Below are 12170 nucleotides of genomic sequence, written 5' to 3'. Positions count from 1 at the left end.
CCAACCGTCAGGTGGTGGTGCAGCCAGGCATTGTCTGGGAAACCTTCCCCTGCCGTCTGGACAATAACGTTCATCCGAAAGCGCCGCCGGTCGTGGCCAAGCGAGGCGAGAGTGGCAGTGCTGATAAGTGAGAGGGGGCAGAGGTCCATGAAAGAGTGGGTAGGGGCAACGAGCGCAAGGCCCACCTCCGTAAAGAACTCCGCCTGGCGACTCCCATAGTTGGCAGGAATGGTGTGGATCAGCTCTGTCTCACGGTGAAAGTAATCGGAGAGAAGCGCCGAGAGAGCCGGGGAGTCGCTGGTCGCAGAGGCACCCGAGGGAAGGGTGATTCTGATGGGCGGGAGCATTGCACTTGCCTCCGTGAAAGGTGCGACAAAAGTTGCCGTGCACTCCAAAATTCCAGGAAAGTGGGCATTCGACGCACTCACCACGCGCCCCGTTTCAACATCCAGAAGCGCATACGCCCGGTCTCCCTGGATGCCTTGTTCAGTGACAAACGCCTCCGTGAGTCGCTCGCCCCGCATGGACTTCACGGGGAACCGCCAGAGGTCAGTGACCGTGCCAATAGGCTCAGCAGTTGCCATCTTCATCCCCTTTACTGGGCTCAGGCAGCACCAGGAGAGAGGAGCTGGGCCTGCATGGTGGCAAAGTCGAAGTTGTTCCAGCCCTCGACGATCTTGCCGTCTGCGATTCTGACGAAGTTCATGCCGGTGAACTCCACGGTCTTGCCGGTGGCGGGGATTCCTAAAGAATCGCCGAGGTGCGTTCCTCGAACCGTGCAGCGCACCGCGCAGATGTCTCGCTGAGAGATCACTTCCTCCAGCGTGATGTGCAGATCAGGGAAGGCAGTGCGGAATGTGTAAAAAACGTGCTTGAAGCTCGCCGGGCCACACGCCGTGTTTCCCTCCGCATCCATGAGTCCGTGGGCCATGCCCTCCTCGGCGAGAAGCTCATCAATGGCGTCCTCACGCCCTTCGTTCCAGACTAATTCGTACCACGCACGTAAAACGCTCTCGGGGTCTTGCAACATTATCAGCTCTCCTGAAACTCTAAACTTTTGCGACACTATACCTTAACCCGAGCCGGAGATTCGACTCTTTCAAGATTCAGCAAGATAAAGCCAGGCAGTAGAACATCGCCGTGCAAAAACTCTTCGTCGCTAATTGCTCCTTGGCTGTACACACCTAGTAAGGCCCCCAGAGCGAGGCAAGAGAAAGCTGCAATCTGGGGGGCTGCCTCTTCGTACCACTCCAGGCTCTCGTCTGACAAATCGCCCGCAAGCCGCGCGAGGATCAGCTTGATCTGCTCAGTTCCCCAGTGCTCCGGAGGCGCGTAGCGGGTAAAGCCGATGAAGGCACAGTTGACGAAAACATTTCCCTCAATGAGTCTTGCTTTCTGTTTGTTATTATTAAATTCTGTCAGGAGTATTTCAAACTCCGTCATGGGATCAAAGATAGTAGCACCTCCAATTAGTGATATGGGGCGGGTTGTTGTAGCTGTAGCCCGCCTTTATGGGGAGTCTGAATGTAGTTTTCTGGTGGCGTGGGGAGTTGCGCAATGCACTCAGCAGAGCAGGCATGAACCAGCAACGGGACGACATCGGTGGCGACTCTGAGGGAGATCCAAGCTTGGTGCACGCTCTCGGTTGTGAAGGGGCTGTTGCAGACACTACACGTCTGTGGGACGAAGGCGGAGTGTAGCTGGGGCAAGCGTGGAAACGGAGGGCGGCGCTTGTAGTTGCCGTAGAGTGCGCGTGTGCTGATGGTGCTTCGCGTCAGGTTCTTGCAGCGGAGAATCTCGTAGGGGAACCAATGCAGGCGGTACGACGTGTAGGGCGTGAACTCTTCCAGCGACTCCAGCTCTCCGATCTCTGGCGGAATCCAAACCAGGCTGCTACCGTACAGAATCAGGTGCTTGACCGCCTTGAGCTTGGCGATACTCGGGGGGAGTGTGGTGATCTGTGTCCACTCCACTGGGGAAAGCTCACGGCCTGGTGAGAACGTCTCACGCCCATCGCGAGCGGCGGTATCGATGAGCTCGTTGAGCCGCTGCCAGGCCACGCACTCGGTGTCTTGCGCTTCGGTATGTAGCAGGAGATTGCGGGACTGGCCGCTGAGACAGTTGCATACAGGGCGTGGGACGGCGAGCACAGGAGCCTCTTTTGCCCAGAGGTTTGGAAAGAGCTGCAGTTTTTTGGAGGGTTCGTTAGGCATAGACCACCTTCCCATTATACTACTCAAGAGTAAGTCCACTCCGTAGCGCCGCCCGAGCTTGGGCGTGCTGTCCTGAATCGAAAAACCACTTTACGGCTCTGCGGAATTTATGAAACCTGTCTGGCTCTGAGGACTCCAACTCGTGCAGGAGAACCCTGACCGATGTTTCGTGCGAGCTTGCTCTTACTTCCCTTGCTTCCCTTGGCCTTTGCGGCGGCGGTGCCGCAAAAATCGGCGCGTAAGCCTACTGTCGTAAAGCCGACGCCGAAACCAGCCCCCAAAGCGACGGGAAAGCCGACACCCAAGCCTGCCTCAACGGCCAAGCCGGTGCTTCCGACACCGGCGGCGGTAGACCCGAAGCTACTTCAGCAAGCACTGGCAGGGGCGGGGGCAGCAACGCCAGCGACGGAGTCGGGGCTAACGAGCGCGATGGTGGAAGCCGTGGCGGCAGGTAAGGGACGGATTGACTACGGCCAGGGATTTGCTCGGGCGATTGGGCTGGGTGCGCTCCCGCCGCCGAGCCTGAGCCGCTCACGGGCGCAAGACACCCTCACGGCGCGCGATGCCGCTCTCACCGATGCCCTGCGGACACTCTCCATGTCGGTTCAGCAGGTGCGGGTGAGCGCCAGTAGCCGCGTCAGCAACTACACTCTTAAGTCCGATGAGGTGCGCGTGAAGCTAGCGGGGCTGATCAAGAGTGCAGAGGTCATTGAGGAAAAGCTCCTCCCCGAGGCGGGGATTTATCGGGTGATCGTCCAAGTCCCACTGGTAGGTGCGGGCTCAGTGGCGGAAGCTGTGGGGGTGGCCAGTGAGAGCAAGAGCAATATCGTGACAGAGAGCCTCCGTGAGCCCAAAAATCCCTATGCACCTGGAGCGCCTGCGCCCGGTGGTGTGCTCTACACCGGCCTGATCGTGGACTGCCGCGGCCTAGGGCTCACCTCATCGCCCTCGCCCAAGCTGTGGAGTGAGCGCGGCGACGAAGTCTTTGGGACGATTAGTGTGAGCAATGACTTTCTACAGGAGCAGGGCATTGTCGCCTACCCCCGCTCTTTTGACACAGCCCAGTCCAGCCCAAGGATCGGTTCCCGTCCGCTGATTATCCGCGCTCGTCGTTGCCGTGACGCGGCCCGCTGCGAGCCCCTGATCTCCGCCAGTGATGCCCAGCGCATCCGCGAGGCCAATTTGGAGAGCAAGTTTCTGGAGCGCTGCGCCGTCGTTTTCGTCACCGACCCGTAAAAATACGAGGGAAATCCTTGCCTCCTGCCGAAAATACCAGGCAGGAGGTTTGTTATGTTACTGATTCCTTGTCTCTTCGTGCTAGGCGCACTACCGCAGCAGCCGTTGCTCCCTAGTTTTACAATCACCACAAAGGTTTTTGAAGTTCCCGAGGGCACAAAAGTCACACGGGAGAACACGGATTCTCTGTCCAGCGCCAAGATTCTCTTGCAACCGACGATCGCGGCACTGAGCGGGAACAAAGGAGAAATGTTTATTGGTGATGAGATCAAGTACACGATTGATGAAAAGACCACGGGAGTGGCTCATTCCGGCTGGCGTATCGCTGCCACTGCCAGTGAAGACAAAAATGGTATGATCCGGCTCGTGTTTCACTCGGAGTGGAGCTACATCACCGGCTGGTACCAGAAACTACCTCAGATTTCGACACGCTTTGTCGACACCATAAGCCTGCTCAAGTCGGGCGAGAAAGCCCTTGTTCCCTTTGGTAAGAGTGAGAACAAGCTACCACTCTATGCCTTGGTGACAGTTACCCGTGACAATCGCTAGATGATGCGTGCGCCCCGAGAGCTCCTATCGTCTGTGTTCTCAGGGCGCTTTTGATTTGGCTACGGGAAGTCGGGGACGCTCCCGCTGGCACCCGAGCAGCCGTAGTTCTCCGGACAACAGCTTGCGGAGTTACAGGCGTACCAGTTTGCACAAATGGGATTAGAGTTGCGAATGGTAAGCTTCGCACAGCCACGATCCAGACGCTGAAGCTTGACATGGCCATCAACGAAAGCCATCATATTCCATGCCGCTGGCCCATTGCAGCAGTAGCGGACATTGCGATCCCCATCGTGAACGGTGTAGGTCTCGATCGCCAGCACTTTCTGCGCAGGGTAGTCAATTCGTGCCATGGGGCCTAGCCACTGGTAGTTCAGATTGTAGCTGTACTCTGGTGGGTTGCCAGGGATCTTATTTTGATTCGGGCAGAAGACCGCCATGTCCGATTTGAAGTAAGGACGTGCCATCGCCGAGCCACCACCCTGCCAGACACAGCAGTATGGCCTCGGCTGTCCGTTGAACATCAGTGGGCCATAGACACAGTTCGTGGCAGTGACATTAAAAGGCGCGACACACCGTACTCTCGCATCGGGGAAGCCCCAGTCCACCGAAATACCGCCGGGACCTGTATTCGATGGGTTTCCGCCACTTCCAGGAAACATTTCGTCATAGTCTTGGGCATACATGATGGCGGCCATCGCGATCTGTTTCATGTTGCTCATGCAGGCTGTCTTACGGGCAGACTCGCGCGCCTTGGCAAAGACGGGGAAAAGAATAGCTGCCAGTATCGCGATAATGGCAATCACAACGAGTAACTCAATTAACGTGAAGCTCTTTCGGATGCTTCGTCGAGAGGAAAACAACATTGCAAACCCTCCTTCAGGCTCTAACTTAGAGAACCTGAATATAGTATGCCAAACGTTACCGGGAAATGCAAGCGAGTTCTGGTAAAATAACGGGTATGAAGAAGGCTTTTTTGGCGGCCAGTCTCGCCCTCGTGAGTGGGACGACTTGGGCACAGAGCATTGCGGTGACGGTAAATGGGAACGCGGTGGCCTTTCCTAAGCAGGGGCCGCTCCAAGCACCCGATGGCAGTATCCTCGTTCCCCTCCGCGAAGTCTTTGAGAGCCTCGGGGCAGCCGTGCAGTTCTTACCCCAGACCCGCACCATCACGGCCTCTCGTGGCAACACCAATATCTCCCTACAGCTGGGCGAGTCGGTGGGCTTTGTCAATGGTAAACCCAAGAGCCTGACCACCCCCGCCCAGAATATCGCCGGGACTACCATGCTGCCGCTCCGCTTCCTCTCCGAGGCGTTCGGTGCTGAGGTGAAGTGGGATGCCAACGCCCGACTGGTGGCGATCACTCTGGCAGGAGCCAAGCCCGTGGTCAAGACCGGAGTGGGAGCCGTCAAGCTGCCACCTGCCGAGGAAAAGCCGATCATTATTCCCGTCAAAGGACTCACCCCCGACGAGATTAAAGCCGTAAACCCTACCGCGCCGGTAATTCTTCCAAAAACAGAAGGACTGGCGGGCGTGCTGACCGCGATCTCGGCGACAGAGCTGACGGTCAAGTCCGCCACGGGCATCCCTGAGACGCTCGCGCTCGCGCCGGATGCCATCGTGCTTGTTAAAGTGGGCACCGCCCCACAAGTTCGCCAGGAGCTGAGCGCTCTCAAGAGCGGCGATGCGGTTCAGATCAAGCGAAATAGCCAAGGCCAAGCCTTCGTGATTGAGGCCAGCTACGACGAGCGCATCGGGACTATCAAGAGCCTGGAAGCACTCGGCGACCGCTGGATTGCGCTTTTTACCGAAGGCCCACCTGCGGAGGTGGAGACGCAGGCCGATGTGCAGAGGCTCAGCAAGCCCTCCAGCCTGAGCGAAGTGCGCCCCGGTGAGCGAGTGAGCCTGCGGATCAACCCGGTGACGCATCGAGCGGTCGCGCTGGCCGTGCTCGAAGTGGAGAAGCCCGTCACAGCTAAAGTGGAAGTACTTAAAGTCAGCCACAATGCGAACCAGAAGTGGGTCAAGGCAGGCGATACGATCACCTTCTCCGTAGCCGGAACGGCGGCAGCGAAGGGAACACTGCGCGTGCCCGGACTGCCTGGAGCGGAAGCGCTGCCTCTGGTTGAGACCACGCCCGGAAACTATGTCGCGAACCTGACGGTGCCCGCGGGGACGTCCCTGAAAGATGCGACCGGGCTGGCAACCCTGACCCTGGATTCACTCTCATCCCCGACCGTCGCCTCGGCGGAGACTTTTGCCATAGATGCCGTGGGCCCAACCCTGGGAACCTTCACCCCAACCGAGGGAAGCGAGTTTACCGACCCCCGCCCCAATTTCACCGGAACCTACTCCGATCAGGGCAGTGGCCTGGATGCCAAGAAAGTGCAGCTTGTGGTCAATGGCGAGGATGTCACGGCCCGTGCGATCTTTACCGAGACGTTCTTTACCTACCAGCCCCAGGCCGACTTGGCACCCGGGCCGATTTTAGCCAAGCTGACGGCCCACGACACGGCAGGCAATGAGACCAGCCGCGAGTGGCGCTTTACCGTGATCCCCACCTCGCTGCTCAAGTCCTTTGTGGCTCTCCCGGATGACCGTCCTCTGAACTTTGGAGACGTCCTGACCCTCAAGGCCCTGGGCGCTCCCGGCTCAAAAGCCACGTTCTCGCTGGGTGTCAAGGTCAAAGACCAGCCGCTCAAAGAGGACTCTCCCGGTGTCTATGTGGGAACCTACACGGTGCAGAAACAAGATGTCATGGTCGCCGCGCCCGTTACGGTCACGGTCACGGACACGCGGGGGCGTACTGCCACGCTGAAAGCGGCTAATGCCATCACGGTAACGGCAGGCCCCCCCGAGACCCCGATCATTGACCAGCCGCAAGAGGGAGCCAGTGTTGGAGGAAGCGTGGTGCTCTCCGGGCGCTGCCTGCCTAATGCGACCATCAAAGTGACGGTTCGCTACGCCGGAAAGCGTGCCAGCATTCTTGCCGCCTCCGGGCTCATCGGGGAGTACAGTGCCAAAGCAGATGCCAGTGGGCGCTGGGCCACGGAGCCGATCCTACTCCGCGTCCCTAAAGAGCTAACAGGCCTTGTCTTCACCGCCGAGGTCTCCGCCACAGGCACGGGTGGCAAGGGCTCCGGTACTGCGATTGTCAAGTTCAAGAAATGAGAGCGTTCCGTATGCCAGAGTGGTCGTTCCCCATCGTTTTCGTGCTAGGCTATATTGTCTTGATGAAGTTTGTTCTCCCCCGGTTTGGAGTCTCTACCTGAATGTCGGGAGCCTGCTCGGTCGAGCAGAAAAAAGACAAAGAGAAACTTTAACTCTTGGGGAACGTGGGCTCGATGTGCACGAGGACGCGGGCGAAGCGCTTGTCGGAGATCTGGGCGCGGACAGTATCCTGAACTTCGTGGGCGATCTCATGGCCCCGGTAGACGGAGAGCTCCCCCGCAACTCGCACGTCTAGCTCGACAAAGTAGTCGAAGCCCATCTTGCGGATAAAGCACTTGTGCAGGTTCTCGACCCCGACAACCGTGAGCGCAATACGCCGCACCTCGGCCTCCAGTGCGGGATCGGGGTGGGCATCGGTGAGCTCAAAGAGAGCTCCTCGCAGGATACCGATGCCATTGTGGAAGATCACCACCGAGGCCATAAGCGCGGCCCAGTCATCAGCGCTGGGCCAGCGGGGATCGGGGTGAAAGTGGCTACCGATCAGTGCAACCGTGATTCCCAAAAAGGCGGCGATGCTCGTGAGCGTGTCGGTGCGCTGGTGAAGGGCATCGGCTTTCACGGCATTGCTACCCGTCTGCTCGCCCACTCTCAGCGAGAACCGCACCAGTGCCTCTTTGATAATCACCACGGCAAGCAGCACCAGAAGGGTCCAGGGAGCCGGAAGCCGGTGGGGGACTCGGATGCGCTGGATGCTGGTGTAGGCGATTCCAATGGCCGCAATAAACAGAAAGAAAGCCACCATCACGGCGGCGAGCGGCTCCGCTTTCCCATGGCCCTGCGGGTGGTTCTCATCGGCGGGGAGTGTCGAGACTTTCAGACCAAAGTAGACCAGAATAGACGAGAGCACGTCCATCCCTGACTCAATGGCATCGGCGACCAGGGCATACGAGTGTCCAAAGACTCCCGCCAGGAGCTTCCCCAGCGACAGAAAGAGATTTACCCCTATCCCGATTAGTGTAGAGCGCATCCCCTGTTCTGCGGGGTGGGGTGTAGACATCGCCTGCTATTGTACCTGCTTACAAAAGTCATAGCACCAAGCCCCTGAGAACAAGTCTCTGGGCTTACTAGGGCTACGGCTGCCTTCGCAGCCAACCGAATTTGCTGCGTCCGAAGGGACGCGTAGCCCTCTCAAGCCGACGGATTTATCCTACGGCTTAGGCCTCAGGTGTGCTCTTGGCACTGTCGGACTGTAGCTGCTCGCCGATCAGACGGGTGGCAAGCAGGGTCTGGACGATTCCGGTGAGCTGGCTGGCCGTGTCGCCTGCCGCGTTGCCTCCACTGCCCCCGCCGCTGATATTGACCATCTTGGCCTGCGCGAGCGCCTTGGCGATCTCGGCGGTGATCTGCGGGGTCATCTCTAGCTGCTTGAGGTTGAGATACGCCGAGCCACCCTCTTTGATGGCCTCGTTGACGGCACGGATCGCATCGGCTTGCGCTAGCCCGACGGCGCGGATCTTGACGGCTTCGGCTTCGGCTTCGGCCTGTGCGATCTTGAGGGTGCGCTCCGCCTCGGCTTCGGCGGCGATCTTGGTGCGCGTCGACTCCGCGCCCGCCGTGATCGTCACGCGGTTGGCGTTGGCCTCAACCTCGATCTTCATCTTGGCAGCATCGGCCTCGGCTCCGATCTTCATTTTTGCGGCATCGGCTTCGGCAGCAACCCGCTTGCGCATGGCCTCGCCCTCGGCATCCACCCGCGCTTTTGCCAGATCGGCGTTGGCTTGGGCGATCAGCGTCGCACGGAGCTCGGCCTCGCGCTGGATGGCAAGGGCGTTCTGGCGCTCGGCCTCGGCTTGCGCGATCCCGGCAGCGTTCTCCGCTTTGCGGCGCTCTAGGTCGCGCTGCTTGTCGTTGACGGCTTGCTCGGCCTGGAGCTGGGCCTCTTTGGCACGGCGCTCTTGATCGGCGGCGACAATATCGGCGTTGGCCTTGGCCTCCACGGCAGACTGGCGGCGGCGCGCCTCTGCGACTTCGGACTGCACTTCTTTGATATTGAGCGAGTTAAAGACCAGCCCTAAATCTTGCAGCTCACGCGAGCACGCGCCTTTGATGATAATCGCGAGCCGGTCGTCTTCCTCCGGGCCTGCTGTGCCCGTGCCACCCGCGGAGAAGAGCTCGTCGTGGTTGAGCAAGTTGATCGCGCGGCGGCCCGTCGAGGTCAGCAAGTCCGAGAGAATCCCATTTTGCTCCTCCAAATTCTTGGCAAAGAACTTATTGGCCGCCGTCATGATCATCTCGTTGGAGTCACCGACAGAGACAATGGCGCTCGCTAAGACACGCACTTTGATGGGGCGCGGGATTCCATCGCTGCCCATGTCGGCAGTCTGGTCGGAGATGTCCAGGTCAATATTAATGGCCTTGGAAGGAATGGTCGTTCCGGTCGTGAAGATCGGAACCTCGGGGGCTTTTCCGGGGCCACGGTAGATCTTGGTGCCGCCACCCATGCCGGTCACCATACGGATCGTACCAGCTTCAACGGTAGTAAGAAACTGGCTGATAATCACGGGGATTAACAGCACTGCTACCACAATAATAAGCACGGGAATGAGCCATGTTGGCATTTTATTTTCCTATTTTTCTTTCTTTTTCACGGACTAAAGTCCGTGGCTCCCTTCGGGAAACAAAGCCCGTTTCGGGCTTTGTTCCCTCTGGTGCCATGCCCTTCAGGGGATGGCTCATAAACGGGCGACGCGGCACGTGTTTCGTTTCGTGTCCACGTCCACCACCACTAGTTTTTCACCAATCGCAATCTCGCGGGGCTCGCCCTCGCTGAGCTTTGCCAGGACGCGGCGTACCTGGCCATCTACGGTAAGACTCACCATGCCTTGGCTGTTCGTATCAAAACGCGAGAGAGCAATGGCCTCACTGGCACGTGCACCTTCGAGGTTCTTTGCGGGGTCGGAGGCAAAGCGCAGAAGCAGCTCTTGGAGGGGTTCAATGACCAGTTTCCAGAAGAGCAGGCCTCCCACAACAGCCCACCACCAGCGGTTTGTGAGTATGCCCGCGGCGCCCGCGCCGAGGCAGAGCGAGAAGATTCCCAGTGGAGAGAAGACACCGAGTAGCGCCTCCACAAACGCGCCGCTGTCGGAGCTTCCACGCCCTTTACCTTTACCACGTGCACGGGCTTTTCCACGGCTCCGTGCGCGGATACCACGTCCGGCGCGCAGGCCCGTGAGGCCCATCATCAGAGTGCCCAGCGCTCCGACACCGAGCAGGACTTGATAGATCATAGCTTTGCGACCTTTGCCGTATTGCGCCGTGTGTCAATCGCAATCACGACGAGCTTTTCCCCTGCCTCAATCGGTTCCGGGGCACCTTCGAGAGTCGCCAGAAGCCGAATCAGGTGGCCATCGACTGTCAGGGTCACGATTCCTTTCCCTGTGGCATCGAAGCGGCTATCCGACATCACTTCCTGGCCAACGGCTCCTGAGAGCGTGGTGGCGGGCTTACTGGCAAAGCGCATGGCAAGGTCCATCAGCGGCTTCACGATCAAACGATAGAACGCCAAGCCTGCCAGCAGTGATAGTGCGAGCACCAGCCAAGGCGAGAGAGTCGTCGTGCTCTGGAGTCCCATTCCCGCAGCACCGATTCCTAGGCTAAAGCCAAAGAGCCGTAGTGGCGAGAACATCAGAAGCCAGGTATGCCCGTCTCCATGCTGGCCGTGCTGATCCTGCATATTATGGGCAGGGTGGCTCCCATCGCTGTCACCATCACTATGGGCAAAACCAAGGACAGCCTGAGTCAGCAGTCCCAGTCCTCCCACGGCGAGCAGAATTTGATAGAGCATTTTGGTTTCCTTACGTGCAGACGTTTCAGGTTGCAAATGGTTGCTACGTTTATTTTTAAGTTTTTGCCGCGCCATGAAGCCATCGGAAGCCATCGGAAGCCACCGGCTTTGCGTGGCAATCAGAGCAAGGAGAGGCAACGTGCATTGTAGTATACATGTCTGAGTAATCCGCGTATTTTTACCGATCATTTAGTTTACGTATGGAGCTTCCTCACCCAAACCTGCCCGATTCGCTGATGGCATATATCCTTCACCACGCCCGCTGCCTGATCTGGTACGCCGATGTCTATACTTTCCCCGAGGAAGATGACAGCTCCTGGGATATCACCATTTTGAATGAGGACGCGATAAAGCACTGGCTCCCCATCAAGCGTCACCCTGGAAACTCTTTTTTGCTAGACCTATATATGGCACGCTCCCCTCTTGCCAAGGCTCAAGGCAATGCCATGTTTGCGGAAGCCTTTCAGCATAAGAAAAAGCGCTGTGGGCGGCAGTTTCCGATGACACTGGCGGATGATTCAGAGATCTGGATTCACGAGGATGTTCATCTGGAGGCGGTGGGGCTAAACCACTGGCGCATTGTCGGAGTCTTTACCGATGTCACTACCCATAAGCTCTCTGAGGAGCGCCTGCTCTATTTAGCGCATCATGACTCCCTGACACAGCTTCCGAACCGCAACTATCTCTTTGAGGCTCTCTCCAGAACACCCTCTCCAAGCCAGCGCTATCTTCTTTATCTGGATCTGGATAACTTCAAAGCCATCAACGATACGCTTGGGCATCCCATCGGGGATCTTGTCTTGTTCCATGTGGCGAACCGGCTCCGAAGCGCTGTGAAAATGTCCGGGGATGTGGTTCGGTTGGGCGGCGATGAGTTTAGGGTCTTACTACGTCTGGGGGCAACCCAAGCGGAGGCGCAGCAGCTGGCCGAATCCCTTCTCCAACAAATTCGTCGGCCACTGATTGTCGAGGGCCAAACTCTCCATCTCAGTACAAGTATTGGGATTGCAGCCACCACGAATCTGGATGCACCGAGCCTTTTGAGAAATGCCGATATTGCGATGTATGCGGCCAAGCATCAGGGGAAAAACCGGATTGCCGCTTTTGACTCGGAGATGGAGAGAGCGGTTCGGAGCCGCTTTGAGCTGGAAGGTGAGCT

The 12170-nt window shown here is 58.3% G+C and carries 13 protein-coding genes; 4 read left to right on the top strand and 9 right to left on the bottom strand.

The window, feature by feature from the left end; translation table 11 throughout:
• The 4 genes from RMO15_RS09100 to RMO15_RS09085 all read right to left on the bottom strand — a co-directional run.
• Positions 1 to 584: MOSC N-terminal beta barrel domain-containing protein (locus RMO15_RS09100; RefSeq protein WP_309710919.1), on the bottom strand; the 584-nt coding region annotated here is incomplete at its 3' end.
• Between the two features lie 20 nt (positions 585 to 604).
• Complete coding sequence (locus RMO15_RS09095; protein ID WP_309710916.1) at positions 605 to 1030, bottom strand: ester cyclase; 426 nt, start codon at positions 1028 to 1030, stop codon at positions 605 to 607.
• 35 nt (positions 1031 to 1065) lie between these two features.
• Positions 1066 to 1443 (bottom strand): hypothetical protein, encoded by a 378-nt coding sequence (locus RMO15_RS09090; protein WP_309710913.1) that lies wholly within the window; start codon positions 1441 to 1443, stop codon positions 1066 to 1068.
• A 26-nt stretch (positions 1444 to 1469) separates the two neighbouring features.
• Positions 1470 to 2213 carry a hypothetical protein gene (locus tag RMO15_RS09085; protein WP_309710910.1) on the bottom strand — a complete coding sequence of 248 codons (744 nt, stop codon included), beginning with the start codon at positions 2211 to 2213 and terminating at the stop codon, positions 1470 to 1472.
• 162 nt (positions 2214 to 2375) lie between these two features.
• On the opposite strand from RMO15_RS09085, the gene RMO15_RS09080 reads away from it, so the two are divergent.
• Together RMO15_RS09080 and RMO15_RS09075 are read left to right on the top strand one after the other, a co-directional pair.
• The gene (locus tag RMO15_RS09080; RefSeq protein ID WP_309710906.1) at positions 2376 to 3449 is read left to right on the top strand and encodes a hypothetical protein; all 1074 of its coding nucleotides are present in this window, start codon (positions 2376 to 2378) and stop codon (positions 3447 to 3449) included.
• Between the two features lie 54 nt (positions 3450 to 3503).
• Positions 3504 to 3998, top strand: a complete 495-nt coding sequence (locus RMO15_RS09075) for a hypothetical protein (protein ID WP_309710903.1) — start codon at positions 3504 to 3506, stop codon at positions 3996 to 3998.
• A 59-nt stretch (positions 3999 to 4057) separates the two neighbouring features.
• Here the strand turns inward: RMO15_RS09075 and RMO15_RS09070 are convergent, their stop codons facing one another.
• On the bottom strand, positions 4058 to 4861 hold the full coding sequence (locus RMO15_RS09070; protein ID WP_309710901.1) for a DUF1559 domain-containing protein: 804 nt from the start codon (positions 4859 to 4861) through the stop codon (positions 4058 to 4060).
• Positions 4862 to 4956: 95 nt separating this feature from the next.
• Between RMO15_RS09070 and RMO15_RS09065 the strand changes: the two genes are divergently transcribed.
• Positions 4957 to 7167, top strand: coding sequence for a copper amine oxidase N-terminal domain-containing protein (locus RMO15_RS09065; protein WP_309710899.1), 2211 nt, complete (start codon positions 4957 to 4959; stop codon positions 7165 to 7167).
• A gap of 148 nt (positions 7168 to 7315) precedes the next feature.
• Here RMO15_RS09065 and RMO15_RS09060 read toward each other — a convergent pair whose 3' ends face one another.
• The 4 genes from RMO15_RS09060 to RMO15_RS09045 form a co-directional block, all read right to left on the bottom strand.
• Positions 7316 to 8224 carry a cation diffusion facilitator family transporter gene (locus tag RMO15_RS09060; RefSeq protein ID WP_309710897.1) on the bottom strand — a complete coding sequence of 303 codons (909 nt, stop codon included), beginning with the start codon at positions 8222 to 8224 and terminating at the stop codon, positions 7316 to 7318.
• 157 nt (positions 8225 to 8381) lie between these two features.
• The gene (locus RMO15_RS09055; protein ID WP_309710894.1) at positions 8382 to 9785 is read right to left on the bottom strand and encodes a hypothetical protein; all 1404 of its coding nucleotides are present in this window, start codon (positions 9783 to 9785) and stop codon (positions 8382 to 8384) included.
• Positions 9786 to 9899: 114 nt separating this feature from the next.
• A complete protein-coding gene (locus tag RMO15_RS09050) occupies positions 9900 to 10454 on the bottom strand; it encodes a hypothetical protein (protein WP_309710891.1) in 555 nt (184 codons plus the stop codon).
• On the bottom strand, positions 10451 to 11011 hold the full coding sequence (locus tag RMO15_RS09045; RefSeq protein WP_309710888.1) for a hypothetical protein: 561 nt from the start codon (positions 11009 to 11011) through the stop codon (positions 10451 to 10453). The genes RMO15_RS09050 and RMO15_RS09045 overlap by 4 nt, the downstream gene beginning before the upstream one ends.
• 200 nt (positions 11012 to 11211) lie before the next feature.
• Between RMO15_RS09045 and RMO15_RS09040 the strand changes: the two genes are divergently transcribed.
• The coding region (locus RMO15_RS09040) for a GGDEF domain-containing protein (protein WP_309710885.1) at positions 11212 to 12170 on the top strand (959 nt) is incomplete at its 3' end.

The sequence above is a fragment of the Armatimonas sp. genome (assembly GCF_031410135.1).
Classification (GTDB): Bacteria; Armatimonadota; Armatimonadia; order Armatimonadales; family Armatimonadaceae; genus Armatimonas.
This window is presented reverse-complemented; position numbering and strand designations above follow the sequence as displayed.

Coding starts and splice junctions, on each gene's coding strand:
- RMO15_RS09095 (WP_309710916.1), bottom strand. CDS start 1,030: ATGTTGCAAGACCCCGAGAGCGTTTTACGTGCGTGGTACGAATTAGTC.
- RMO15_RS09090 (WP_309710913.1), bottom strand. CDS start 1,443: ATGACGGAGTTTGAAATACTCCTGACAGAATTTAATAATAACAAACAG.
- RMO15_RS09085 (WP_309710910.1), bottom strand. CDS start 2,213: ATGCCTAACGAACCCTCCAAAAAACTGCAGCTCTTTCCAAACCTCTGG.
- RMO15_RS09080 (WP_309710906.1), top strand. CDS start 2,376: ATGTTTCGTGCGAGCTTGCTCTTACTTCCCTTGCTTCCCTTGGCCTTT.
- RMO15_RS09075 (WP_309710903.1), top strand. CDS start 3,504: ATGTTACTGATTCCTTGTCTCTTCGTGCTAGGCGCACTACCGCAGCAG.
- RMO15_RS09070 (WP_309710901.1), bottom strand. CDS start 4,861: ATGTTGTTTTCCTCTCGACGAAGCATCCGAAAGAGCTTCACGTTAATT.
- RMO15_RS09065 (WP_309710899.1), top strand. CDS start 4,957: ATGAAGAAGGCTTTTTTGGCGGCCAGTCTCGCCCTCGTGAGTGGGACG.
- RMO15_RS09060 (WP_309710897.1), bottom strand. CDS start 8,224: ATGTCTACACCCCACCCCGCAGAACAGGGGATGCGCTCTACACTAATC.
- RMO15_RS09055 (WP_309710894.1), bottom strand. CDS start 9,785: ATGCCAACATGGCTCATTCCCGTGCTTATTATTGTGGTAGCAGTGCTG.
- RMO15_RS09050 (WP_309710891.1), bottom strand. CDS start 10,454: ATGATCTATCAAGTCCTGCTCGGTGTCGGAGCGCTGGGCACTCTGATG.
- RMO15_RS09045 (WP_309710888.1), bottom strand. CDS start 11,011: ATGCTCTATCAAATTCTGCTCGCCGTGGGAGGACTGGGACTGCTGACT.